This is a genomic window from Streptomyces sp. NPDC052721, assembly GCF_040678315.1.
Classification (GTDB): domain Bacteria; phylum Actinomycetota; class Actinomycetes; order Streptomycetales; family Streptomycetaceae; genus Streptomyces.
Genome location: NZ_JBFATL010000033.1, coordinates 73,156 through 99,368 on the forward strand (window position 1 = coordinate 73,156; position 26,213 = coordinate 99,368).

Genomic DNA, 26,213 nt, shown 5'->3' on the forward strand with positions numbered 1-26,213 from the left:
AACCCGTCGGTAAGTTACGTGCGGGTAAAGATTGTTGAAGCGTCACTCGGCGGTGGTGGAAGCGGGCTCCGGCAGCGGCGTCCGCGCCGCCCGCGTCACGTCCGCCACCAGCTCGACCACATCGGGGCCGTACGCCTGGGAGTTGACCACCTTCAGCAGCAACACGAAGGAGCCGCCGCCGTACTTGCGGGCCAGCCGCTCGTGGTGGCGGGCGAGATAGCGGGTCGCCGCCTGGTTGGTGATCGCCCGCTGGCCGCAGAAGAGGAACACCGGGCGGCTGTCCCGGCCGCCGTCCGCGGTGAGCCGGGCGAGCAGCACGTACTCGCTGCGGCCGCCCTCCATGCGGTACTCCTCGCCGCCGATCCGGAAGGTACCGACGTCCGGGCCTGTCGCGGCCTCCGCGTTCACCCGCACGCCCGGCAACAGGGAGGAGAGGTGGGCCTCCATCCGGCGGTTCGAGGCGGGACCGCCGAGGCAGAACTCCGTGCGCTCGCCGAACCCCTGCTGGGCGGCGTCGTGCGCCACCACCCGCGCGTGCGCGTTGCAGTCCTTGATGAGGGCGGACAGTTCCAGCAGGGCGAACACGTCGTGCCGCATCACCGACAGCTCCGGCCCGCCCGCGTTGCGGTTGACCACCAGCAGCGACTCGGCGTGGTCCGGCAGCCCGAAGAAGGCCTGCTTGCGGCGCAGCCGCCGCTTCCACAGGTACGTCCGGGCGACCCAGCCCAGCGCGGCCGAGACGCCCGCGGCTATGACCCCGAGGACGATGTTGCGCACGTCGTCGTTCATGGCCGCGCATGGTAGCGGGCCCGGGCGACGACCCCGGTGCGCAGGCGTACTGTCGGTAGTACCGAGAATCCGGTTACGCTGCGCGGACTGTCCCGACGGGAGGTACGGATGGGTCGTCCAGGCACGCGGAAACTGGCGGTACTGGCGGTCTCGGCCGCCGTGGTGTCGGTGGGGGCGGCGGCGCCACCCGCCGCGACGACGAACAGGACGCCGGCGAAGGTCCCCGTGGCCGTCGGCTACGGCGGCGCCGTCGCCAGCGTCGACGCCGACGCCTCCGCCGCCGGCATCGAGGTGCTCGAACACGGCGGCAACGCGGTGGACGCGGCCGTCGCCACCGCCGCCGCGCTCGGCGTCACCGAGCCCTACTCGGCCGGCATCGGCGGAGGCGGCTACTTCGTCTACTACGACGCCAAGTCCCGTACGGTGCACACCATCGACGGGCGCGAGACCGCGCCGCTGAGCGCCGACGCCGACCTGTTCACGGAGAACGGCAAGCCGCTCGCCTTCGCCGACGCCGTCAGCAGCGGCCTGAGCGTCGGCACCCCGGGCACGCCCGCCACCTGGCAGAAGGCGCTGGACCAGTGGGGCAGCAAGCGGCTCGGCACCCTGCTGAAGCCCGCCGAGCGGCTGGCCCGCGACGGCTTCACGGTGGACGACACCTTCCGCGCGCAGACCGCGTCCAACGAGACCCGGTTCCGCTACTTCCCGGACACCGCGAAGCTGTTCCTGCCGCACGGACAGCTGCCCGTCGTCGGCTCCACGTTCAAGAACCCCGAACTCGCCCGCACCTACCAGCAGCTGGGCCGGCAGGGCATCGGCGCCGTCTACCGCGGGGACATCGGCGACGACATCGTCAAAACGGTCGAACACCCGCCCGTGGACCCCGCCTCCGGCTGGAACGCCCGCCCCGGCAAGCTGGCCGAGAAGGACTTCGCCGTTTACCGCGCCAAGCTCCAGGCGCCCACCAGGACGTCGTACCACGGCCTGAACGTGTACTCCATCGCGCCCTCCTCCTCCGGCGGCACCACGGTCGGCGAGGCGCTCAACATCCTTCAGAACACCGACCTGTCCAAGGCGAGCGAGGTGCAGTACCTGCACCACTTCATCGAGGCCAGCCGGATCGCCTTCGCCGACCGCGGGCGCTGGGTCGGCGACCCCGCCTTCGAGGACGTACCGACCGCGCAACTGCTGTCGCAGCGGTACGCCGACTCGCGCGCCTGCCTGATCAAGGACGACGCGGTCCTCACCAGCCCGCTCGCGCCCGGCGACCCGAGGCACCCGGCGCCCTGCGGCCAGGGCGGTACGGCGGCCCCGACGACCTACGAGGGGGAGAACACCACCCACCTCACCGTGGCCGACAAGTGGGGCAACGTCGTCGCCTACACGCTCACCATCGAGCAGACCGGCGGCAGCGGCATCACCGTCCCGGGCCGGGGCTTCCTGCTCAACAACGAGCTGACCGACTTCTCCTTCGCCCCGGCCAACCCGGCCGTGCACGACCCGAACCTGCCGGGCCCGGGCAAGCGCCCGCGCTCCTCCATCTCCCCGACGATCGTCCTGGACCGGCACAACAGGCCGGTCGTGGCGCTCGGTTCACCCGGCGGCGCGACCATCGTCACCACCGTGCTGCAGACGCTCACCGGGTTCTTGGACCGGGGACTGCCCCTGGTGGACGCGATCGCCGCACCACGCGCCAGCCAGCGCAACGCCGCCAGGACCGAGCTGGAACCGGGGCTCTACAACAGCGACCTGAGGAAGCGGCTGGAGGCGATCGGGCACTCCTTCAGCCTCAACCCGGAGATCGGGGCGGCCACGGGCGTGCAGCGGCTGCCGGGCGGCAAGTGGCTGGCCGCCGCCGAGAAGGTACGGCGCGGCGGCGGCTCGGCGATGGTGGTCCAACCAGCGCGCTGACGACCGGAGCCGGGGGTGCTGTGCCGGGGCGGGCTGGTGGCCGGTGCCCGGGGTGCTGTGGTGGGGCGGCTGGCGGTTGTAGCCGTGGCGGGCTGATGGTCGGCGCCTGGGGTGCTGTGCCGGGGTGGGCTGGTGGCTGGTGCCGGGGGGTGCTGTGTTGGGGTGGGCTGGTGGTCGTAGTCATGGCGGGCTGGTGGTCGGAGCCCCGGGTGCTGTGGTGGGGCGGCTGGCGGTTGTAGCCGTGGCGGGCTGATGGTCGGAGCCCGGGGCGCCGAGCCAGGGCGCGCTGGCGGCCGGAGGCGCGACGCGCTGACGGCGCCGGCCGACGGCCGCAGCGTGGCCCGGTGCCCGGAGGTCGCGGTCAGAGTTCGGGCGCCGGCGGCTGGGCCGCTTCCGTGCGGAAGTCCAGCCGCCCGTCCCGCGCGTCCACCGTCACCCGGCTGCCCTCGGAGATCGTGCCGTTCAGCAGCAGCCGGGACAGCTGGTTGTCCACCTCCCGCTGGATGGTGCGGCGCAGCGGCCGGGCGCCGTACTCCGGCTCGTAGCCGCGCTCGGCGAGCCAGTCGACGGCCGCGCTCGTGAACTCGACCGAGACGCCCTGCCCGTCCAGCAGCCGCCGGGTGGTCTCCAGCAGCAGATCGGTGATCTGCCGCAGCTGCTCGCTCGTCAGCTGCCGGAACACCACGATCTCGTCGATCCGGTTCAGGAACTCCGGCCGGAAGTGCTCGCGCAGCGGCCGCAGGACCTGCTCGCGCCGCGCCTCCTCGTCGGCCTCCGCGCCACCCGGCCCGAACCCGATCCCGGCACCTCGCCGGGTGATCGCCTCCGAGCCCAGGTTGCTGGTCATCACGATGACCGTGTTGGTGAAGTCCACGGTCCGGCCCTGCGAGTCGGTGAGCCGGCCGTCGTCGAGCACCTGGAGCAGGATGTTGAAGACGTCCGGGTGCGCCTTCTCGACCTCGTCCAGCAGGAGCAGCGAGTACGGGTGCCGGCGCACCACCTCGGTGAGCTGACCGGCCTCCTCGTGGCCGACGTACCCGGGCGGCGCGCCCACCAGCCGGGAGACGGTGTGCCGCTCCTGGTACTCGCTCATGTCCAGCCGGACCATCCGGTCCTCGCTGCCGAACAGCGCCTCCGCCAGCGCCCGCGCCAGCTCGGTCTTGCCGACGCCGGTCGGGCCGAGGAAGAGGAAGCTGCCGATGGGCCGGTTGGGACTCGCCAGCCCCGCGCGGGAGCGCAGCACCGCCTCGGACACCACGGCGACCGCCTCCTCCTGGCCCACCACCCGCTGGTGCAGGTGCTGCTCCAGGCCGAGCAGCCGCTCCTTCTCCTCCTGGGTCAGCCGGCTGACCGGGATGCCGGTCTGCCGGGACACCACCTCGGCGATGGCCTCCGCCGTCACCTCCAGGTCCTGCCCCTCGTCGGCCTTGTCGCCGCCGGACACCTGGGCGATCCGCTGCTTCAGCTCTCCGATCCGGTCGCGCAGCTGCTTCGCCTGCTCGTAGTCCTCGTCGGCGACCGCCTGGTCCTTGTCCCGGACCAGCTGCTCGACCTCGCGCTCCAGCGCGCGTACGTCCGTGCCCTTCGTCCGGGCACCGAGCCGGACCCGTGCGCCCGCCTGGTCGATCAGGTCGATCGCCTTGTCCGGCAGCCGCCGGTCGGTGAGATACCGGTCCGACAGCTCCACGGCGGCGACCAGCGCCTCGTCGGAGTAGCGGACCTGGTGGTGGGCCTCGTACCGGTCCCGCAGCCCGCGCAGGATCTCGATCGTGTCCTCGGCCGTCGGCTCGGGCACCAGGACCGGCTGGAAGCGGCGGGCCAGCGCCGCGTCCTTCTCGATCCGGCGGAACTCCTCCAGCGTGGTCGCGCCCACGATGTGCAGCTCGCCCCGGGCCAGCGCCGGCTTGAGGATGTTCCCGGCGTCCAGCGCGCCGCCCTCGCCGCCGGAGCCCGCGCCCACGACGGTGTGCAGCTCGTCGATGAACACGATCAGCCGGTCGGAGTGCGCGCGGATCTCCTCCACGATGTTGTTGAGGCGTTCCTCGAAGTCGCCCCGGTAGCGGGTGCCGGCCACCACCCCGGTGAGGTCCAGGGCGACCACCCTGCGCCCCGCCAGGACGTCCGGGACCTCCCCGTCCGCGATCCGCTGGGCCAGGCCCTCCACGATGGCCGTCTTCCCGACGCCCGCGTCACCGATCAGCACCGGGTTGTTCTTGCCGCGCCGCGACAGCACCTCGATGGTCTGCTCGATCTCCGTCTCCCGGCCGATCACCGGATCGATCCGGCCCTGCCGGGCCATGTCGGTCAGATCACGGCCGTACTTGTCCAGGGTCGGCGTGCCGGTGGGCCGCTGGCGCTGCCGCTCCGGGCGGGGCGGCGCGCTCTCCGGGGCCTCGGGCGGCAGGGCGCCCGCCGAGAACCGGGCCGCGTTCAGGATGTGCCCTGCCGCCGAGTCCGGATTCGCCGCCAGCGCGCTCAGCACATGCTCCGGGCCGATGTACCCGGCACCGCTCGCCCGCGCCATGTCGTGCGCGTCCAGCAGGGCGCGCTTGACCGCCGGGGTCAGCGACAGCGAGGTCGGCGGCGGTGCCTCCCCCGGCGGGTGCTGGACCGGGCCCGCCCGGTCGTCGATCTCCGTCGCGAGCGAGTCCGGGTCCGCGCCCGCCCGGCTCAGCAGGCTCCGGGTGGGCTCCGTCGACACGGCCGCGCGCAGCAGGTGCTGGGTGTCCAGGTCCCGGCTGCCGTGCTCCGCGGCGTACTGGGCGGCTCCTCTGACCAGCTCCCGGGCCGGCTGGCTGAGCAGGCGGCCGATGTCGATGTGGCGGGGCCCGGGGGCTCCGCCCGTGCCGCCGAAGAAGCGGGCCAGGAATTCACCGAAGGGGTCAGGAGGGTAGCCGTTGGTCATCGCGTGAGTTCCTTCGCTGACGACATGCGGAGCGGCCGGGTAACCCGGGGGCGGGTTGCTCATGCCCACGATGACACGATCCGTGGGGGTGGGCATGTTCGCCCGGATACGGCCCCGCGCCCCTCAAGGGACTTCTCGTGCCGTCAGGACCCGGGGGCCGTTCTCCGTGATCGCCACCGTGTGCTCGACGTGGGCCGCCCGCGAGCCGTCGGATGTGCGCAGGGTCCAGCCGTCGGCCGCCGCGTAGTAGGCGTCCTCGCCGCTCGCGATCACCATCGGCTCGATGGCGAGGACCATGCCGGGGCGGAGCGGGAGGCCGCGGCCGGGGCGGCCCTCGTTGGGGACCTCGGGGTCCTCGTGCATACGGCGGCCCACGCCATGGCCGCCGAAGCCGTCCGGGATGCCGTAACCGGCCGCACGGCAGACCCGGCCGACGGCGTGCGCGATGTCGCCGATGCGGTTCCCTGCCACGGCCGCGTCGATGCCCGCCGCCAGCGCCCGCTCGGCGGTCTCGATCAGCCGGAGGTCCGCGGGGCGCGGGCGGCCCACCGTGAAGCTGATCGCCGAGTCGCCGGCCCAGCCGTCCAGCTGCGCGCCGCAGTCGACGGAGAGCAGGTCGCCGTCGCGGAGCCGGTACCGGGTGGGGATGCCGTGGACGATCGCGTCGTTCACCGAGGCGCAGATCACCGCGGGGAAGGGGGTCGGGGCGAAGGAGGGGCGGTAGCCGAGGAACGGCGAGGACGCGCCCGCCTCGCGCAGCACCTCCCGGGCCACCTCGTCCAGCTCCAGCAGGGAGACGCCGACGTGCGCGGCCTCCCGTACGGCCGTCAGGGCGCGGCCGACGACCCGGCCCGCCGCGTGCATCGCGTCGATCGACGTGTCCGTCTTCAGTTCCACCATGCCAATTACTATACCGGTATTTGAATGGGGAGGAGGTGGGGGGTGGTATTAGAATGGGCCGCATGGTGCGCACCCCCCTCACCCCCGAAGAGCGCGAACGCGGCGAGCGGCTCGGGCAGTTGCTGCGGGCGGCGCGCGGCGACCGCAGCATGGTCGACGTCGCCGCCGAGGCGGGCGTCTCGGCCGAGACGCTGCGCAAGATCGAGACCGGGCGGGCGCCGACGCCGGCGTTCTTCACCGTGGCCGCGCTGGCGCGCGTCCTCGGCCTGTCGATGGACGACCTGGTCGCCCGGTGCGCCCTGGCAGCCGTCTGAGAGGCCCGTACGGCGGGCCGGGCGCGCAACGGCCAGGACCCCGCAATGAGCGGACCGCGTGCTGCCGGAAAACTCTCCGTAGCAAGCCCGTAACACGACTGGTGTTGCCTACCCGGACGAAGGTGCTGGCGGTCGGGCGGGAGCTGGACGATGGCTGTGGATCAACTCCCCGGTCCGGTACGGGGGTTCGCGGGCTACCTGGACGCTCTGCTGGCGCGCCTCGAACCGCGCGGCGGCTGGAACGGGGTCTTCTGGCAGCGGGACCCCGAGGGCATGCGCGCCTGCCTGGACGGGCGTGAGGTGCCGCCCTGGGACGTGGTGGAGGCGCTGCTGGAGGATCTCGGCGCGCTGTACGGCCCCGCCGCCGGGGCCGAGCGGGAAAGGGCCCGCGCGCTGTACGCCGCCGCGGTCACCGCGTACGACGCCCGGCCCGGCGCCCGGGACGCCCTGGCCGACCGGCTCGACGTCATGCTCCGCGAGCAGCGGTACGCCGCGGAACGCCACGCCGGGCTGACCCGCCGCCTGTCCACGCCGGTCCCCGAGGACCAGGCCGACGCCCTCCGGCTCGACCTCGCCTGGGCCCGCGACGACCACACCCGCGCCACGTCCCGCTGCGCGGAACTCCGCGCCCGACTGGAGGCGCTGGACCGGCGCACCGGCTACGGCGAAGCCCACCCCGGCCGGCCCGGTCAGCCTGGCCAGTCCGGCCAGTCCGCCCAACTTGCCCAGCCCGCCGAACTCGGCCAGCCCGGTCAGCCTGCCCAGCTCGGCCGGCCCGCCCAGCCCGGTCAGCTTGGTCAGTTCGCCCAGCGCGGCCAGGCCGTCCCGCCCATCGAGCCCGGCGAGGCCGGCCAGTCCGCTCAGCCCGGACCCGCCCCCGGTGTCGCTCCCGCGTCGCACGTCGACGTGGGGCCTTCCCGTGCCGTTCCGCCCATGGCTTCCCGCCCCCGGGTCACCGTGCCCTCCGAGGAGGCCCGTCGCGGCGTCGTACTGCCCGCCTCCGCCTCCCGGACGACCGCTTCTGACGTGCCCCCTTCACCGGCCGCCGGTCACGGTGCCTCCTTGCCGGGCGTCAGCCCCTCGCCCACGCCCGCCTCCGCCGACCCCACCGCCAAACCCCGCAAACGTCGCCGTGGCAGTGCCCGGTTCGCCGGGGTCGTCGATGCCGAGGAGGCCGCACCCGTCGTCGTACCGCAGGCTTCCGGGGGTGTCGGGGCGGACGGCGGGCCGCGGACGCCGCGGGGGGCCCGGTTCGCGGGGGCCGGGGAGGCGGCGGAGCCGTTGGTGCCGGAGGCCGCGGCCGTGGACGAGGGGGCCAGGGAGGCCGTCGACGGGGTTGTCGGGCGGCTGGCGCGGTTGCGGGGGGAGGGGCGGAGCGGGGAGGCGCATGTGGTGCTGGTCGAGGCCGCGCGGTGGCCCGTGGGCGGGCTGCCGCTGCTCGCGGACGCCCTGCACGGGGCCGGGCTCGGCGCCGACTGGGCCACGCTGCTGTGGGAAGCCGCCGCGCTGCCCGCCGAGCGGCTGGCCGCCGCCGCCGACGCGCTCGCCGCGGCCGGCCGGGACGGCGACGGCCGGCAGCTGCTGCGGCAGGGCGTGGCCCGGCCCGCTGAGCAGATCGGCGCGGCCGTGCTGCGGTTGGAGGACGAGGGCAGGCGCCGGGAGGTGCGGGCCCTGCTGGACGCCTACGTACGCGTCCGTACGCCCGAGGAGGCCGCCCGGTCTGTCGCCGCCGACCCCGGGCGCCTGGTCCCGCTGCTCCTGGACGCGGCGCTCGGTGTCTCCGACGAGCGGCACTGGGACCTCGTGCACGCGCTGCGCGTCGCCGGGTACAACGCGTGACGGGCCGGGGTGGGTAGTGTCCTGGTGTGTCACGGTTCCGCGCCCGGTCGGGCCGGCAGCTCACCCACAGGGGTGCGAATCGTGATCGACTCAGCGGGTTGACGGCGATGGTCTTGGCAAGGGCCGTGCGGAGGCTTACTTTCGTCCCTCTACGGCCTGCTCTACGGGCGTAGAGGCTCTGACGTCGTGTCGAAGGAGCAGCTCATGACCAACGTCGTCCGCGCCGCTCTGGTCCAGGCCACCTGGACCGGCGACACCGAGTCCATGGTCGCGAAACACGAGGAGCACGCCCGCGAGGCGGCCCGCCGGGGCGCGCGGATCATCGGGTTCCAGGAGGTCTTCAACGCCCCCTACTTCTGCCAGGTCCAGGAGCCGGAGCACTACCGCTGGGCCGAGCCGGTGCCCGACGGGCCGACGGTCCGCCGGATGCGCGAGCTGGCGCGCGAGACCGGCATGGTGACGGTCGTCCCGGTCTTCGAGGTCGAGCAGTCCGGCTTCTACTACAACACCGCCGCCGTGATCGACGCGGACGGCACCTACCTCGGCAAGTACCGCAAGCACCACATCCCGCAGGTCAAGGGCTTCTGGGAGAAGTACTACTTCAAGCCCGGCAACCTCGGCTGGCCCGTCTTCGACACCGCCGTCGGCAAGGTCGGCGTCTACATCTGCTACGACCGCCACTTCCCGGAGGGCTGGCGGCAACTCGGGCTGAACGGTGCCCAGCTGGTCTACAACCCGTCGGCCACCCACCGGGGCCTGTCCGCCCACCTGTGGCGGCTGGAGCAGCCCGCCGCGGCCGTCGCCAACGAGTACTTCATCGCGGCCATCAACCGGGTCGGACAGGAGGAGTACGGCGACAACGACTTCTACGGGACGTCGTACTTCGTGGATCCGCGCGGACAGTTCGTGGGTGAGGTCGCCGACGACAAGAGCGAGGAACTCCTCGTCCGCGACCTGGACTTCGACCTCATCGAGGAAGTGCGGCGGCAGTGGGCCTTCTACCGCGACCGCCGCCCCGACGCCTACGAAGGGCTGGTGGAGCCGTGAACGACCTCTACTCCCGCCACCGCAGGGCCCTGCCCGACTGGCTCGCCCTCTACTACGACGACCCGATCGAGATCAGCCACGGCGAGGGACGCCACGTCTGGGACTCCGCCGGCCGACGGTACCTGGACTTCTTCGGCGGCATCCTGACCACGCTGACCGCGCACGCGCTGCCCGAGGTGACCAAGGCGGTCACCGAGCAGGCCGGCCGGATCATCCACTCCTCCACCCTCTACCTCAACCGGCCGATGGTCGAACTCGCCGAGCGGGTAGCCCAGTTGAGCGGCATCCCGGACGCCCGGGTGTTCTTCACGACCTCCGGCACCGAGGCCAACGACACCGCCCTGCTGCTCGCCACCACCTACCGGCGCAGCAACACCGTCCTCGCCATGCGCAACAGTTACCACGGCCGGTCCTTCAGCGCGATCGGTGTCACCGGCAACCGCGGCTGGTCCCCGACCTCGCTGTCCCCGCTGCAGACCCTGTACGTCCACGGCGGTGTACGCACCCGGGGGCCGTTCGCCCACCTCGACGACCGGGCGTTCATCGACGCCTGTGTCGCCGACCTCAAGGACGTCCTCGGCCACACCCGGCCGCCGGCCGCGCTGATCGCCGAACCCGTCCAGGGCGTCGGCGGGTTCACCTCCCCGCCGGACAGCCTCTACGCCGCCTTCCGGGAGGTGCTGAAGGAGCACGGCGTCCTGTGGATCGCCGACGAGGTGCAGACCGGCTGGGGCCGCACCGGCGACCACTTTTGGGGCTGGCAGGCGCACGCCCGCAGCGGCCCGCCGGACATCGTCACCTTCGCCAAGGGCATCGGCAACGGCATGTCCATCGGCGGGGTCATCGCCCGCTCCGAGATCATGAACTGCCTGGACGCCAACAGCATCTCCACCTTCGGCGGCACCCAGATCACCATGGCCGCCGGCCTCGCCAACCTCACCTACCTCCTGGAACACGACCTCCAGGGCAACGCCCGGCGCGTCGGCGGCCTGCTCCTCGAGCGGCTGCGGGCGGTCGGCGCGCAGCTGCCCGGGGTGCGGGAGGTGCGCGGACGCGGGCTGATGATCGGCGTCGAGCTGGTCAGACCGGGCACGGACGAGGCCGACCCGCGGGCCGTCGCCGCGGTGCTGGAGGCGGCCCGGGAGGGCGGGCTGCTCCTCGGCAAGGGCGGCGGGCACGACACCAGCGCCCTGCGGATCAGCCCGCCGCTGTCGCTGACGGTCGCCGAGGCCGAGGAGGGCGCGGCGATCCTGGAACAGGCGCTGAGGAGCACGTACTAGAGAACGGGTGTACGGCCATGAGCATCACCTCGGAGTCCCGGCACGTCCTGGAACCCGCCCTCTCCGTGCGCCAGGTGCTGACCCTGGAGCGCGTGCTCGCCGGGGAGCCCGAGGTGGTGGCCGGCGCCGCACAGCTCGACCGGCCGGTGCGCTGGGTGCACGTGGCCGAGGCCGCCGACGTCGGCGTCATGCTCAGCGGCGGGGAGATGGTCCTCACCACCGGCGTGCTGCTCGCCGGGGACGAGGCCCGGCAGGCCGAGTACATCCAGTCCCTGCACCGGGCGGAGGCGGCGGCCGTCGTCCTCGGTCTCGGCCGGGCCTTCCCCGCCCCGCCCGAGGTGATGCGCCGGGCCGCCGAGCGGTGCGGGCTGCCCCTGGTCGTACTGCACCGGCCGTTCCCCTTCGCCGAGCTGACGGAGGAGGTGCAGTCCCGGCTCGTGCGGCGGAAGTTCGCCGCGATCAGCCTGTCGGAGACCGTACGCACCGCCCTCACCGGGCTGATCACGGCCGGGGCCCCACTGCAACGGCTGCTCGACGAGGTCGCCCGGCACAGCGGCTGCCCGGTCGTCGTCACCAACCTCGCCCACCGCGTCCTCGGCACGGCGGGGGAGCGGTCCGCGGTGGACGACGTACTGCGCGACTGGGAGCGGATCGCCCGGCAGGCCGGCGGCAGCGCCGGCGACGGCTGGATCCGCGCCGAGCTGGGCGGGCGCGGGGAGCGGTGGGGCCGGCTGCTGCTGTGCGGCTACCGGGGCGACGCGGCCACGGGGCGGCTGCTCGCGGAGCGGGCCGCCGAGGCCCTGGTGCTGCACCGGATGCTCGGCGGCGCCTGCGCGCACAGCTGGGAGGAACAGTCCGCGCAGAGCCTGCTGACCGACCTCGTCTCCGGGGTCGTACCGGCCCGGCAGCTGCTGCCGCGGGCCCGGGCGGCCGGGCTGCCGGTCAACCGGCGGACCTTCGTCCCGCTCGTCGTGCGAGGCCGCACGCCGGAGCGACTCGACCGCGTGCTGCGCCTGCTGGGGCTGCCCGGCCTCGTCGCCGAACTCGCGGACGGCGCCTCCACCGTGCTGCTCAGCCTCGCCCGCGACCAGGACGCCGAGGCGCTCACCGCGCACTTCGCGACCCGGCTGCGCGCCGCGTCCCCGGCCGTGGTCGCCGCCGCCGGTCCCCGCACCGCGTGGGACGACGTGCCCGCCGGGCTGCGCGAGGCCCGGCACGTCGCCGACGCCGTCGCCGGCTCCTCGGCCGCCCTCGACCTGCCGGCCGTCGTCCGCCTCAAGGACGTCCATCTGCGAGGGCTGATCCGCCTGCTGCGCGACGACCCGCAGGTGCAGTCCTTCGCCGAGCGCGAGCTGGACGGACTGCTGTGCGACGCCGAACCGGAGCTGCTCAACGTCCTGCGGACCTATCTGGCGACGGGCCGCAACAAGTCCCGCACCGCCCAGCTCCACCATGTCTCCCGGCCGGCCCTCTACCGCCGCCTGGAGGCCATACAGGCCCGCCTCGGCGTCGACCTGGACGACTTCGAACAGGCGGCCTCCGTGCACATCGCGCTCCTCGCGCATGACGCGCAACAGGGGTGAAACATGCGACGACCTGCGACCACGGTGGTGAAACATGGGACCGCGCACGCGTGACACGGTGGCACGCCGACCACCCGCGGACGTGACACGCTGCCCGTCGAACCGGCCGTCCGGGCTTCCTACGCTCACCGCACACCGAGCTACCGGAGGTCCCGATGAGCCGAGTGATCCGTGCCGCCCTCTTCCAGACCGCCTGGACCGGCGACAAGGAGTCCATGATCCAGGTGCACGAGCAGGCGGCCCGCGACGCCGCCGCGCAGGGCGCCCAAGTCCTCTGCTTCCAGGAGCTGTTCTACGGCCCCTACTTCTGCCAGGTCCAGGACAAGGCGTTCTACGAGTACGCCGAACGGATCCCGGAGGGCCCGACCGTCCGGCGCTTCCAGACCCTCGCCCGCGAGCTGGGCATCGTCCTGGTCCTGCCCATGTACGAGGAGGAGCAGCCGGGCGTCCTCTACAACACGGCCGCCGTGATCGACGCGGACGGCTCCTACCTCGGCAAGTACCGCAAGACCCACATCCCCCAAGTCCAGGGATTCTGGGAGAAGTTCTACTTCCGCCCCGGCAACAGCGGCTGGCCCGTCTTCGACACCGCCGCCGGCCGGATCGGCGTCTACATCTGCTACGACCGCCACTTCCCGGAGGGCTGGCGGGCGCTCGGCCTCGCCGGCGCCGAGATCGTCTTCAACCCGTCGGCCACCTCGCGCGGCCTGTCCCGCTACCTCTGGCAGCTGGAGCAGCCGGCGGCGGCCGTCGCCAACGAGTACTTCGTCGGCGCGATCAACCGGGTCGGCGTGGAGGACCTGGGCGACAACGACTTCTACGGCACCACCTACTTCGTGGACCCGGAGGCCCGGTTCGTCGGCGAGGTCGCGAGCGACAAGGAGACCGAACTGGTCGTCCGCGACCTCGACCTGGCCACACTCCGCGAGGTCCGCGACCGCTGGCAGTTCTACCGGGACCGCGCGCCGGGGGCGTACGGGCCGCTGACGGCGCCGTGAGGCGCGCCCCGAGGGGGCGCGGGGCCGTAGCGGACATGCGGCTCCCGCCGCGTGGGCGCGACCAGCCACAGACGACCCGCAGACGGCCACGAGAGAGAGGCACCCCATGACCACGCGCACCGTCATCCGCGGTGGCCTAGTCATCACCGCGTCCGACGAGATCCACGCCGACGTCCTCATCGAGGACTCCCGCATCGTCGCCCTCGCCGCGCCCGATTCACAGAACTGGAGCGCGGACCGCACGATCGACGCCACCGGCAAGTACGTCATCCCGGGCGGCGTCGACGCCCACACCCACATGGAGCTGCCGTTCGGCGGCACCTTCGCCTCCGACACCTTCGAGACCGGCACCCGGGCCGCCGCCTGGGGCGGTACGACGACCATCGTGGACTTCGCGGTGCAGAGCGTCGGCCACACCCTGCGCGAGGGACTGGACACCTGGCACGCCAAGGCCGAGGGAAACTGCGCGATCGACTACGCCTTCCACATGATCGTCTCCGATGTGAACCAGGAGACGCTCAAGGAGATGGACCTGCTGATCGAGGAGGGGGTCACCAGCTTCAAGCAGTTCATGGCCTACCCCGGGGTCTTCTACAGCGACGACGGGCAGATCCTGCGCGCCATGCAGCGCTCCGCCGAGAACGGCGGGCTGATCATGATGCACGCCGAGAACGGCATCGCCATCGACGTGCTGGTCGAGCAGGCGCTCGCCCGGGGCGAGACCGATCCGCGCTATCACGGCGAGGTACGCAAGGCCCTGCTGGAGGCGGAGGCCACCCACCGGGCCGTCAGGCTCGCCCAGGTGGCCGGCGCGCCCCTGTACGTCGTGCACGTCTCCGCCATGGAGGCCGTGGCCGAACTGGCGCGGGCACGCGACGAGGGGCTGAACGTCTTCGGGGAGACCTGCCCGCAGTATCTGTTCCTGTCGACGGACAACCTGGCCGAGCCCGGCTTCGAGGGCGCCAAGTACGTGTGCAGCACGCCCCTCAGGCCGAAGGAGCACCAGGCCAGGCTGTGGCAGGGCCTGCGCACCAACGACCTCCAGGTCGTCTCCACCGACCACTGCCCCTTCTGCTTCACCGGCCAGAAGGAACTGGGCCGCGGCGACTTCTCCAAGATCCCCAACGGGCTGCCGGGCGTGGAGAACCGCATGGACCTGCTCCACCAGGCGGTCGTGGACGGGCACATCTCCCGCCGCCGCTGGATCGAGATCGCCTGCGCGACCCCGGCCCGGATGTTCGGCCTGTACCCGAAGAAGGGAACCATCACCCCGGGCGCCGACGCGGACGTCGTCATCTACGACCCGCACGCGCAGCAGGTGATGTCCGCCGAGACCCACCACATGAACGTCGACTACTCGGCGTACGAGGGCAAGCGCGTCACCGGCCGCGTCGAGACGGTCCTGTCGCGCGGCGAACTCGTCATCGACCAGCGGGAGTACACCGGACGCGCCGGGCACGGCGTCTTCACCCCGCGCTCCACCTGCCAGTACCTCACCTAGGAGTGGCGCCCATGGACTTCGGACTCGTCCTCCAGACCGACCCGCCCGCATCCCGGGTCATCAGCCTGATGAAACGGGCCGAACGCAACGGCTTCCGCTACGGCTGGACCTTCGACTCCGCCGTGCTGTGGCAGGAACCGTTCGTGATCTACAGCCAGATCCTCGCGAACACACAGAAGCTCAAGGTCGGCCCGATGGTCACCAACCCGGGTACCCGCACCTGGGAGGTCACCGCCTCCACCTTCGCCACCCTCAACGACATGTTCGGCAACCGCACCGTCTGCGGCATCGGCCGCGGCGACTCCGCGATGCGTGTCGCGGGCCGCAAACCCAACACGCTCGCCCGGATCAGCGAGGCCATGAAGGTCATCCGTGCCCTCGGCCGGGGCGAGGAGGCCGACCTCGGCGGCACGAAGATCCGGTTCCCGTGGATCAAGGAGGGTGCCGAACTCCCGGTCTGGATGGCCGCGTACGGACCGAAAGCGCTGAAGATGACCGGCGAGGAGGCCGACGGGTTCATCCTCCAGCTCGCCGACCTGTACCTGACCGAGTACATGGTGAAGGCCGTCAAGGACGCGGCGGTCGCGGCCGGCCGTGACCCGTCGGAGGTGACGATCTGCGTCGCCGCGCCCGCCTACGTCACGGAGGACGACTCGCCCGAAGCCCTGGCGCACGCCCGCGACCAGTGCCGCTGGTTCGGCGGCATGGTCGGCAACCACGTCGCCGACCTCGTCACCAGGTACGGCGAGCACTCCGCGCAGGTCCCCGGGGAACTCACCGACTACATCAAGGCCCGGCAGGGCTACGACTACGCCCACCACGGGCGCAGCGGCAACCCGGACACCGCGTTCGTGCCCGACGAGATCGTCGACCGGTTCTGCGTCATCGGCCCGGTCGGGAAGCACATCGAGAAACTGACCGCGCTGCGCGCCCTCGGCGTCGACCAGTTCGCGGTGTACGACATGCACGACGCGCAGGAAGCCACGATCGAGGCCTACGGCCACCACGTCATCCCCGCCGTCAACTCCTGACCCCCGTCCACGCTCGCCGAGTCCCCCCACGCCCCTCTTGGTCTCCCCTCCCCGCCGTCCCGGGGGAGGGGGCTGGTGCCCGCACGGCCATGCCCGATCCGTCTCTCCCCGATTGGCCAGCCCATGACCGACACCGCTCCCACGGCCGTACCGATATCCGGCCAGGTCACCCTCCCCGACGGGCGCGTGGAACTCGCCCCCGGCACACCACCGCCCAGCGGCCCCTACGCCAACCAGGACCTGCTCCCGGTCCCCGTGGCCGGGCGCACCTGGACGACGTACAACTTCTCCGCCCTGTGGGTCGGCATGGCCCACAACACCGCCTCCTGGACCCTCGCCTCCGGGCTGATCGCGGTGGGCATGGACTGGAAACAGGCGGTGTTCACCATCGCCCTCGCCAACCTGATCGTGCTCGTGCCGATGCTGCTGACCGGGCACGCGGGCCCCAAGTACGGCATCCCCTTCCCGGTCTTCGCCCGCGCCTCCTTCGGCGTGCGCGGCGCCAACCTGCCCGCCGTCGTACGGGCGTTGGTGGCGTGCGGCTGGTTCGGCATCCAGACCTGGATCGGCGGCGAGGCGATCTACTTCCTCGCCGGGAAGCTCATCGGCGACACCTGGAAGAACGCCGCGCACATCGGCGGCTACGCCTGGACCATGTGGCTGTCCTTCGCGATCTTCTGGGCGATCCAGGTGGCCATCATCCATCGCGGCATGGAGACCATCCGCCGCTTCGAGAACTGGGCCGCGCCGTTCGTCCTCGTCGGCGCGTTCGTGATGCTGTGGTGGATGAGCGACAAGGCCGGGGGCGTCGGGCCACTGTTCGACCAGCCGTCCAAGCTCGGCTGGGGCGGCGACTTCTGGAAGCTGTTCTGGCCCTCCCTCATGGGCATGATCGGCTTCTGGTCGACGCTGTCGCTGAACATCCCCGACTTCACCCGCTACGGCAGGAGCCAGCGCGCGCAGACCTGGGGCCAGGCACTCGGCCTGCCGACCACGATGACCCTGTTCGCGTTCCTGTCCGTGCTGGTCACCTCGGGCTCGCAGGCCGTGTACGGCGAACCGGTCTGGGACCCGGTGCAGCTCGCCGCGAAGACGGACAACGTGGCCGGCCTGCTGTACGCGCTCGTGACCGTCCTGGTCGCCACGCTGTCCGTGAACATCGCCGCCAACCTGGTCTCCCCGGCCTTCGACTTCTCCAACGTGGCGCCCAGGAAGGTGAGTTTCCGCACCGGCGCCCTGATCACCGCCGTCCTCGCCGTGCTGATCTTCCCGTGGAAGCTGTACTCCGACCCGCAGGGCTACATCTTCACCTGGCTCGGCCTGGTCGGCGGCCTGCTCGGCACGGTCGCCGGCATCCTCGTCGCCGACTACTGGCTGCTGCGCCGCACCCGCCTGGACCTCGGCGACCTGTACCGCCCGGGCGGCCGGTACTGGTACGCGCGCGGCTGGAACTGGCGGGCGGTCGTCGCGTTCCTGGCGGGCGGCGTCCTCGCGATCGGCGGGGCGAGCCTCAAACCCCTGACCGACGGCCGCCCGATCCCCGCCCTGGCGCCCCTCGCGGACTACGGCTGGGCGGTGGGCCTCGGCACCTCCCTGGTGCTGTACCTGACCCTCACCCTGGCCTCGGGACGGCGCGCCGGCGGCTGAGCGGACCGGCGTCATCAGGAGGCGCGGCGCCCGGGCAGTCGTCGACCGCGGTCACGGCCTCCGCCCGGGCCATCCGCACCGCGACCTCACCGGTGTCCGTCCTGACCAGCAGCACTCCGTCCTCGGTGCGCCCCGGCTTCACCGGCAACCCCAGCACGCCGACTTCAGCCCTCCCGTGCCACGGCGGACCGGGCGGAAACCGGCCGGGAGCCGGGCGTTGTCCGGCAAGGTCGCGCAGGGCGCCACCAACGGCACGCGCGTCAACGACCGTGTCCTGGTGCCGGACCGGGCCGTCCGCCTGCGCGACGGCGACCGCGTCGAACTCGGCCCCCGGGTCGGCTTCGTGGTCCGCGGCATCGAGGAGGCACCCACGGACACGGACCCGCGGCCTGACCACCGGCGCAGGGGCTCAGCCCCGGCCGCCGCCCAGCGCGGCCACCGCGGACTTCGCCGCCTTGATGGCCCCCTTGTTGATCTCGTCCGTCCCGGGGGCCTTCTTGCTCTCGAAGTCGCTTCCGTTGTAGGTGACGACGACGAGGGCGTTGGCGGCACGGACCAACACCACGCCCTCACGGGTCTGCTGACCGTCCTCCGTGGTGAGGTTCACGACGGAGTAGGCGCTGTCCCCGAGCCCCGGCACCACCCCGCCACCGCTCTTCTCGGCGACCCGCTGTCCGTACTCCTCCTTCGCCTCCTGGTCCGACTCGCTGATCTCGAACGACACGTCGAGCCAGCGGTAGTCGTAGCCCTGGAGCGCGTTCCAGGAGCAGGTGCGGCGCACTTCGGTGTCCGTGGACGGGATCTCCTTGCCGGCCGTCTTCGCCCCGGGCACCAGGGACTTGACGGTGCCGGCGGGCACGGCGGAGCAGGGAGCGGGCGCGGTGGTGTACGTCTTCGCCGCCGTGGTGGACGACGGGGCGGCGGCGGAGGACCCGGCGGGCGTCTTCTGGGCCGCCGGGTGCCCGGCGGAGGCCGGCGGCGCGGCCGGGCCGGACGTCAGCGCCCAGCCGGCACAGGCGAGCACCGCGACCGGCGTCAGACGCGCGGTGAGGGCGAGCGGCAGAGGAAGGGAACGCACAGCGCACTTCTCGTGGGGGAGGGGGTGCGGAAGGGGTCCGCATGGTGGACGGGGACGACAGTGTCACACGACTCCCTGTGGGGCGGAAGTGCCAACTCGCTGCGTACCCGCCCGGTCACGGCCGCGCGTGCACGACGTACCGCTCTGCCCGTTATGCACCCCAGCCGACCGTGAACGCCCCCAGCCGCCGACGGCAGCCGGTCCGGCGCGGGTACGGCTACGGCACTCTCGCCGTCCACTCCGGCGACGAGAACTTGGTGCGCGCCAGCTCCACCGCCCGGGCCAGCTCCTCGTCGGTGACCTTGCCCTGCGCCAGGCCGTAGCGCGCGCGGAAGGAAGCGATCATCCGGTCGATCACGGCCTCGCGCGGCAACCCCGTCTGCCGCCGCAGCGGGTCGACCCGCTTCTTCGCGCTCCTGGTCCCCTTGTCGGACAGCTTCTCCCGCCCGATCCGCAGCACCTCGACCATCTTGTCCGCGTCGATGTCGTACGACATGGTCACGTGATGCAGGACGGCGCCCGGGCCGCCGCCGGGTCCGACGATCCGCTTCTGCGCCGCGCCCGCGATCTTGCCCTGGTCGGTCGCGATGTCGTTCAGCGGCTGGTACCAGGCCCGGATCCCCATGTCGCCGAGGGCGCCCAGCACCCAGTCGTCCAGATAGGCGTAGCTGTCCTGGAAGGACAAGCCCTGGACGAGGGACTCGGGCACCGACAGCGAGTAGGTGATCGTGTTGCCGGGCTCCACGAACATCGCGCCGCCGCCGGAGATCCGCCGCACCACCTCGATGCCGTGCCGCGCGGCGCCCTGCGGGTCCACCTCGTTGCGCAGCGACTGGAAGCTGCCGATGATCACCGCCGGGGCGCCCCACTCCCACACCCGCAGCGTCGGTGGCCGCCGGCCCGCGGCCACCTCGGCGGTCAGCACCTCGTCCAGCGCCATGTGCAGGGCGGGCGGCTGCGGGGCCTCGTGGATCAGCTGCCAGTCGTAGTCCGTCCAGTCCGTGGCGTGCGCGAGCGCGCGGCGCACCGCGATGCCGACGCCCTCCGACGTCAGCCCGTACATCACCGTCCCCGCCGGCAGCGCCGCATCGATCCGCGCGGCCAGCCCCGCCGCGTCCGTGTCCGCCGGGGCGCCCTCCAGCGCGCGGTTCACCGCCTCCAGCGCCTCGTCCGGCTCCAGGAAGAAGTCACCCGCCACGCGCACGTGCCGCAGCACGCCGTCCTCGACGTCCACGTCCACGACGACGAGCTTGCCGCCCGGAACCTTGTACTCACCGTGCACTGCCTGGCCTCCGTTCCTCCCGCACGAGATCAACGCGGGGGCCGGGCGTGGTGTTCCCCGGCCGCCGGTCACGTCCGTACGATCACCCGGGAGAGGCAGCCGTCCACGCGACGGACCGGCACAGGCCAGGGCCACGGCCAGCGCGGACCGCCGAGGGGATGGCGTGCGGGAAGGCCGGCCGTGGCACTCGCGGCGCGAGGGCGTTGACCTCGGCCGGTCCCGTGCGCTCGCCGGCGGCCCAGCGCGTTGCTGGTCGGCCTCGCCGGCGTCGTCCTGGCGCTGCCCGGCACCGGCGGCTGGGCCAAGGATACCGCCGCACGGGCGGCGACCCTCTTCGAGGAGGTGGACCGGGGCGCGGCTCCCCAGCCGGCGGGCCGCCACCGACCACCCGCGCCTCCCCGGCGGTGCCTCGGCGCGGTGCCGCACCGGCGTCCAGGGCGACGCACACCCCCGCTCAGACCGGCCGGCCGCCCACCGTGTCCCCCTCAGCCGAGGCCGAGTCGGCGACATCACCCGCGCCGCCTGACCGGCCCGTTCTTCCCAGGGCCCGGCGGACGAGCCGGCTAACGCGCCACGCGGTAGCGGAGGTAGACGACTTTCGAGCTGAAGGTGCGCGTCTCGACGAGTTCGAGATCCACCCGGCGCTCCCGTCGGGGAAAGAACGGAATGCCGCCGCCGACCAGCACCGGGTAGACCACGGCCCGGTACTCGTCGACCAGACCCGACGTGGCCGCCTCGGCGGCGAGAGTCGCGCCGCCGATCGCGATGTCGCCCTCCCCCGGCTCGGCCCGCAACCGCTCGATCTCCTCCGCCAGGCCGCCGGAGGCCAGGCGGGCATTGCCCTGCACCGCCGACAGCGTGGTCGAGAACACCACCTTCGGGAGCGGCTTCCAGAGCGCGGCCCACTCGAGCATGGCGTCGTCGAGCGAGGGATCCTGGTCGGCGGTCTCCCAGTACAGCATCGTCTCGTACAGCCGTCGTCCCAACAGGTGGACGCCGACGTCTCGAATCTCGTCGATCCAGAAGCGAAAGACCTCCTCGTCGGGCCCCGACCAGTCGAAGTCGCCGTCCGGCCCGACGATGTAGCCGTCAAGTGAGACGCTCATCGAATAGGTCACGCTGCGCATCAGGAGTCCTCCTCGGTAACGGGTTCGACAGTACGACCGCCGGACGCCGCAGGACTCATCGCGGCGCGCCGGATCCCCTGCAAGCGGCCGTCCTGCCTCCCGTTTTCCGTCGGGCGGGGCCCGTTCACACCGGCGTGGCGTGTGCGAGGAGCGTGCGCACCGCTCGCGCCACCGACGGGAGCTGGGTGTCGAGGTAGAAGTGGCCGCCGTCGAAGGTGAGGAGGTCACCCGGGCGCGTGGAGTGGGCGAGCCAGCCGCGGGCGTCGTCGACCGTGACGATCGGGTCGGCGGTGCCGACCATGACGGTCAGGGGGATGTCGAGGGGCGGCCCCGGCAGCCAGCGGTAGCGCCCGAGGGCCCCGTAGTCGGCGCGGAGGGTGGGCATCACCATCTCCAGCAGCTCCGGGTCGTCCAGGACCCGGCTGCCCGTGCCGCCCAGGCGGCGGATCTCGGCGATCAGGGGCGCGTCGCCCTCCAGGCGGTCGCCGGCCCGGGGCTCCACGCTCGGGGCGCCCCGCCCGGAGAGGATCAGACGCAGCGGGGTGGCCAGGTCGAACTCGGTGAGCGCACGGGCCGTTTCATAGGCGACGACCGCGCCCATGCTGTGGCCGAAGAACGCGTACGGGCGCCGCGGGGCTCGGGCCAGTTCCTCGGCGACGGCACGCGCCAGATGGGTGAGGGAGGTCAGCGCGGGCTCCAGCCGGCGGTCCTGACGCCCCGGGTACTGGACGGCCACGACGTCGATGTCGGGCGCCAGGGCCCGGGTCAGGCCCAGGTAGGCGCTGGCCGCGCCGCCCGCGTGCGGGAAACAGACGAGCTGGAGCTTGCTGCCCTCGGAGCTCGCGAACCGCCGAAACCAGCGGCTCTCCACTACGGACATGTCGGTTCCAATCCAGCGGCTGCCGCGCCCCGCCCGGCCGGTCCGGGCGAGACGGGCAGCCGCTTGTCGTCGCGAACGGCTGGGGGAGATGGCTCGGGGTCAGGCGGAGAGGTGTGCGTCCGCCTCCACCGGCGGGAAGAAGCCGGCCTCCGTGAAGAAGGTGACGTACCGCCGGAACAGGTCGACCGTCATCTCCGGGCACTCGATCCCGGTGTCCTTCAGCGCCTTTTCGGCCAGGCTCGAGTCGACCGGCGGGTAGAACGTTCCGTTGCCCTTCGCCAGCATCTCGAACGCCTCCAGCAGCGGAAGCATCACATTGTCGGAGTCCGACTTCACGAGGGCACTCCAGGAGTCCCAGTCCAGCTCCTCCAGGACGTGACCCCGGGCCCGCAGCTCGGTGACGAACTCGGCGAAGGTCATGTGGCTCTGGTTGTAGAGGTGGAAGGTGCCCGGGCCGCTCCGACCCGACAGTGACAGGGCGACCACCGCGGAGCTGACGTAGTCCACGGGCGTGAGCGGGACCGCGGCGTCCAGGCCGGCCGGGACGGCTCCGGCCTGGATCAGTCCGCGCAGGCTCAGCCAGACGAAGTCACGGGTCTGGCAGGCGCCGTTGACCCCGTCGCCCGAGAGGACGTCCACGCGGTAGACGGACACCGGCAGACCCCGGTCGCGGGCGATGCCGATGACCTGCTCGGCGACCCACTTGCTGCGCAGGTAGCCGCTGGGCAGTGCCTCGGGGGGGCCGGTGGGGTCGTCCACCCCCAGCGGCCGGCCCCCCGCACGCTCGCCCGCGAAGACCCCGATGGTGGACAGGTGGTGCACCGGTACGGTGCGGTGCCGTGCCGCGAGCCGCAGGACCTCCTGCGTGCCGCCCACGTTGGCCGCCTTCAGCGTGCCGAACGGGTGCAGCCAGTGCACCTGGGCGCCGCCGTGGTAGACGACGTCGACGGTGCGGGCCAGGTCGTCGAACTCCTCCTCGCTCAGGCCGAACCTGGGCTCGGCGAGGTCACCGACGACCACCTTGATCCGGGCGGGATCCACCTCGTCCCAGACGCGGTAGTACCGCAGGTTCTCCCGCAGCCGCCGCAGGCCGTCGGCCGCGTCGCGCGCGCGGACAAGGCAGTGCAGGGTGCCGCGGGTGGAACGCGACAGGTCGCGCAGCAGGAACGCGCCGAGGAAGCCGGTGGCACCGGTCAGGAAGACGTGCGCCGGGTCGTCCACCCGGCGTACGACCTCGGCGGCGGGCCGGATCGCCTCGTCCAGGCGGATCTCCGCCGCGTAGTCCTCCCCCTGGTCGGGGGCCGCGCCCGTGCCGCCGCCCGCACCGTCCACCAGGGCGGTCCGCAGGAACTCCGCCAGGGCCCGCGGGGTGGGGTGGTCGAAGACCAGGGTGCCGGGCAGGCGCAGGTCCAGCTCCGCGGCGAGGCGATTGCGCAGTTCCACCGCGGTGAGCGAGTCGAATCCGAGCCCGGTGAAGGCCTGTTCGACGGCGACGGACGACGGGTTGCCGTGGCCGAGGACCGCCGCCGTGGCGGCGAGCACCACGTCCAGGACGAGGGCGAGCTGTTCGCGTTCGTCGGCCGTGGTCAGGCGCCGTGCCAGGTCGCCCGCCGTGCGCTCGGAGTTGTTGGCGGCGCGCCGCACCGGCCTGCGCACCAAGGAGGTGAGCAGCGGCGGCACCTGCGCGGGGCGCTCCCGCATCGCGGCGAGGTCCAGCGGGGTGACGACGGGGGCGGCCAGGGGCAGGGCGAGGGCGGCGTCCAGCAGCCGGGGGCCCTGCTGCGGGGAGATGATTCCGAACCCGGCGCGGGTGATGCGGGCGATGTCGGCCTCGTCGAGGTCGCTGGTGATGCCGGAGTCCTGGGCCCACAGCCCCCAGGCCACCGAGGTGGCGGGCAGGCCCCGGGCGGCGCGCAGGGCGGCGAGCCCGTCCAGGAAGGCGTTGGCCGCCGCGTAGTTGGCCTGGCCGCCGCCGCCGATGACTCCCGCGATGGAGGAGAACAGGACGAAGGCGGACAGGTCCAGCTCCTCGGTCAGTTCGTGCAGGTGCCAGGCCGCGTCGGCCTTCGGCGCGAACACGGCGTCGAGGCGCTCTGGGGTGAGGTCGGTGACCAGTCCGTCGTCGATGACACCGGCCAGGTGCAGGACGCCGGTCAGCGGGTGCTCGGCGGGCACGGCGCCGAGGACGGCGGCCAGTGCGGCGCGGTCGGCGATGTCGGCGGCGACGACGGTCGCCGTGGCACCCAGCGCGGCCAGCTCCGCCCGCAGCTCCTCGGCGCCCGGCGCGGCGGGGCCCCGGCGACTGACCAGCAGCAGATGCCGCACCCCGTGCTCGCGCGCCAGGTGGCGGGCGAACAGGGCGCCGAGGCTGCCGGTGCCACCGGTGATCAGGACCGTGCCCTCGGGGTTCCAGGGGCGGGCGCCGTCGTTTCCGGCGCGGGGGGCGCGGAGCACGCTCGGCAGCAGGACGCGGCCGTCGCGGATCGCGGCCTGGCCGGCTCCGGAGGCGACCACCGCGGACAGGGGGCCCACGAGGGCGTCGGGGTCGTCCGTGTCGGCGTCCACGAGGACGATCCGGTCCGGGGCCTCCGACTGCGCCGAGCGCAGCAGACCCCAGTCGGCCGAGCCGGCCGGGTCGAGGAACGTCTCGGCTCCGGTGGCCACACCGCCCCGGGTCACCACGACCAGCGGCACGGCACCGGGCCGCTCGTCGGCCAGCCACCGCTGGACGAGGCGGAGGGTGGCGTGGGTGTGCGCGCGCACGGCGGCCACGACGTCCGCGCCCTGCGGGTCGACGGCGGGCCTGAACACCACGACCGCGTCGGCTTGGCCGCGTTCGGCCCGCCTGGTCGCCTCGGCCAGGGTGAGGCGGTCGGCTCCCGCACCGGCGGGGGCGTCGGCGAGGCGGTCGAAGTCCTCGCCGACGACGGCGAGGGCCGGTGCGGTCAGCGGCGCGGGCAGCGGCGTGGCCCGCCAGTGCACGCGGAACAACGCGTCGGCGTCCCGGGACACGGCGTCGCGCACCCGGCCGGCGTCCACCGTGCGGCTGGTGACGGCCCGAGCGAAGGCCACGGGCTGGCCGGAGCGGTCGGCGAGACGCACGGCGACGGTGTGCTCGCCCGTCCGGACGAGATGGGCGCGCAGGGCGGTGGCCCCGGTGGCGTACAGCTGAAAACCGCTCCACTCGACGGCGAGCGTCTCCTCGTCGCGTTCCGCGTGCGGGCCGGTGAGCCCTCCGGCGTACAGGGCCGAGCGCAGCAGCGCCGGGTGCAGGCCGAAGTCGGCGGCCTCGCCGTGCAGCGCCTCGTCGAGGACGACGTCGGCGAACACCTCGTCGCCGAGCCGCCAGGCGGCGGTGACGCCCTGGGCCGTGTCCGTGTCCGTGAGGGCGAGCGCGGCGGCCTCGGGGGGCGGCCACGCGGCCGGGCGGAACGGCGCCCTCGCGGTGCCGTGGCCCAGCCGTCCCCGCGCGTACACCGTCCACGGCAGGTCGCCGCCGTCGGGGCGGGCGTGCAGGGTGAAGGCCCGCGCCAGGTTCGCGTCCGGTTCCTCGACGGACAGCTGGAGCTGGAGCCGGCCGTCCTCGGGCAGCGTCGGCGGCATGTCCAGGACCAGTGACTCCACGGCGCCCGTGCCGAGTTCGTCACCGGCGCGCACGAGGGCGTCCACCAGCGCCTCCGGCGGCAGTGCGGTCGCTCCGAGGAGGGCGTAGCGGGTCAGCCACGGGTGGCTGCGCACCGAGACGCGGCCGGTGAACAGCGCGCCCCGGCCGTCCGCGTGTTCCACCTGGGCGCCGAAGAGCGGGTGTCCGCCCGACCGGACACCGAGGCCGGCGGCATCCACGGCACCGGCGACGGGCTTGATCCAGTAACGCTCGTGCTGGAAGGCGTAGGTGGGCAGGGGCGCCTCGGTGCGGCGGGCGCCGGTACCGGCGAAGAAGGCCACCCAGTCCACTCGGACGCCGTGGGTGTGCAGCGCGCCGACGGCCCGGACGAGGCTCCGGCTTTCGTCGTGGTCGCGGCGCAGGAGGGGGATGGCGGTGGCGTCTTCGAGGGTGTCCTGTGTCAGGGCGGTGAGGACGGCGTCGGGGCCGATCTCCAG

The 26,213-nt window shown here is 73.1% G+C and carries 18 protein-coding genes; 10 read left to right on the forward strand and 8 right to left on the reverse strand.

The features are described from left to right. Positions 1–42 precede the first annotated feature (42 nt). On the reverse strand, positions 43–789 hold the full coding sequence (locus tag AB0L21_RS27785) for a hypothetical protein (RefSeq protein WP_365706302.1): 747 nt from the start codon (positions 787–789) through the stop codon (positions 43–45). A gap of 108 nt (positions 790–897) precedes the next feature. On the opposite strand from AB0L21_RS27785, the gene ggt reads away from it, so the two are divergent. Continuing rightward, positions 898–2,700, forward strand: a complete 1,803-nt coding sequence (gene ggt, locus AB0L21_RS27790) for a gamma-glutamyltransferase (RefSeq protein ID WP_365706304.1) — start codon at positions 898–900, stop codon at positions 2,698–2,700. 361 nt (positions 2,701–3,061) lie between these two features. Here ggt and AB0L21_RS27795 read toward each other — a convergent pair whose 3' ends face one another. Beyond that, positions 3,062–5,605, reverse strand: a complete 2,544-nt coding sequence (locus AB0L21_RS27795) for an ATP-dependent Clp protease ATP-binding subunit (RefSeq protein ID WP_365706306.1) — start codon at positions 5,603–5,605, stop codon at positions 3,062–3,064. A 123-nt stretch (positions 5,606–5,728) separates the two neighbouring features. Next, positions 5,729–6,505, reverse strand: coding sequence for a type I methionyl aminopeptidase (gene map / locus AB0L21_RS27800; protein ID WP_365787099.1), 777 nt, complete (start codon positions 6,503–6,505; stop codon positions 5,729–5,731). Between the two features lie 62 nt (positions 6,506–6,567). Between map and AB0L21_RS27805 the strand changes: the two genes are divergently transcribed. The 9 genes from AB0L21_RS27805 (at position 6,568) to AB0L21_RS27845 (ending at position 17,745) form a co-directional block, all read left to right on the forward strand. After that, positions 6,568–6,819 (forward strand): helix-turn-helix transcriptional regulator, encoded by a 252-nt coding sequence (locus AB0L21_RS27805; protein ID WP_030645334.1) that lies wholly within the window; start codon positions 6,568–6,570, stop codon positions 6,817–6,819. 150 nt (positions 6,820–6,969) lie between these two features. Beyond that, entirely contained in the window at positions 6,970–8,658 is a 1,689-nt protein-coding gene (locus AB0L21_RS27810; RefSeq protein ID WP_365787101.1) for a hypothetical protein, read from the forward strand. A 204-nt stretch (positions 8,659–8,862) separates the two neighbouring features. Continuing rightward, positions 8,863–9,705: a nitrilase-related carbon-nitrogen hydrolase gene (locus AB0L21_RS27815; protein ID WP_365787103.1), complete on the forward strand. Its 843-nt coding sequence runs from the start codon at positions 8,863–8,865 to the stop codon at positions 9,703–9,705. Beyond that, a complete protein-coding gene (locus AB0L21_RS27820) occupies positions 9,702–10,985 on the forward strand; it encodes an aspartate aminotransferase family protein (RefSeq protein ID WP_365787105.1) in 1,284 nt (427 codons plus the stop codon). The genes AB0L21_RS27815 and AB0L21_RS27820 overlap by 4 nt, the downstream gene beginning before the upstream one ends. A gap of 17 nt (positions 10,986–11,002) precedes the next feature. Continuing rightward, entirely contained in the window at positions 11,003–12,568 is a 1,566-nt protein-coding gene (locus AB0L21_RS27825) for a PucR family transcriptional regulator (protein WP_365787107.1), read from the forward strand. 155 nt (positions 12,569–12,723) lie between these two features. Continuing rightward, complete coding sequence (locus AB0L21_RS27830; protein WP_365706318.1) at positions 12,724–13,566, forward strand: nitrilase-related carbon-nitrogen hydrolase; 843 nt, start codon at positions 12,724–12,726, stop codon at positions 13,564–13,566. Positions 13,567–13,672: 106 nt separating this feature from the next. Further along, positions 13,673–15,067 (forward strand): dihydropyrimidinase, encoded by a 1,395-nt coding sequence (gene hydA, locus AB0L21_RS27835; RefSeq protein WP_365787108.1) that lies wholly within the window; start codon positions 13,673–13,675, stop codon positions 15,065–15,067. Between the two features lie 11 nt (positions 15,068–15,078). Continuing rightward, positions 15,079–16,098: a TIGR03842 family LLM class F420-dependent oxidoreductase gene (locus tag AB0L21_RS27840; protein ID WP_365706322.1), complete on the forward strand. Its 1,020-nt coding sequence runs from the start codon at positions 15,079–15,081 to the stop codon at positions 16,096–16,098. 123 nt (positions 16,099–16,221) lie between these two features. Further along, positions 16,222–17,745 (forward strand): NCS1 family nucleobase:cation symporter-1, encoded by a 1,524-nt coding sequence (locus tag AB0L21_RS27845; protein ID WP_365787110.1) that lies wholly within the window; start codon positions 16,222–16,224, stop codon positions 17,743–17,745. 409 nt (positions 17,746–18,154) lie between these two features. On the opposite strand, the gene AB0L21_RS27850 is transcribed toward AB0L21_RS27845, so the two are convergent. The 5 genes from AB0L21_RS27850 to AB0L21_RS27870 all read right to left on the reverse strand — a co-directional run. Beyond that, positions 18,155–18,823: a hypothetical protein gene (locus tag AB0L21_RS27850; protein WP_365787112.1), complete on the reverse strand. Its 669-nt coding sequence runs from the start codon at positions 18,821–18,823 to the stop codon at positions 18,155–18,157. Between the two features lie 217 nt (positions 18,824–19,040). Further along, positions 19,041–20,105 (reverse strand): biotin/lipoate A/B protein ligase family protein, encoded by a 1,065-nt coding sequence (locus AB0L21_RS27855; RefSeq protein WP_365787114.1) that lies wholly within the window; start codon positions 20,103–20,105, stop codon positions 19,041–19,043. 563 nt (positions 20,106–20,668) lie between these two features. Then, a complete protein-coding gene (locus tag AB0L21_RS27860) occupies positions 20,669–21,232 on the reverse strand; it encodes a dihydrofolate reductase family protein (RefSeq protein WP_365706331.1) in 564 nt (187 codons plus the stop codon). Positions 21,233–21,356: 124 nt separating this feature from the next. Beyond that, positions 21,357–22,112: an alpha/beta fold hydrolase gene (locus tag AB0L21_RS27865; protein WP_365787116.1), complete on the reverse strand. Its 756-nt coding sequence runs from the start codon at positions 22,110–22,112 to the stop codon at positions 21,357–21,359. A gap of 99 nt (positions 22,113–22,211) precedes the next feature. Continuing rightward, the coding region (locus tag AB0L21_RS27870; protein ID WP_365787118.1) for a thioester reductase domain-containing protein at positions 22,212–26,213 on the reverse strand (4,002 nt) is incomplete at its 5' end.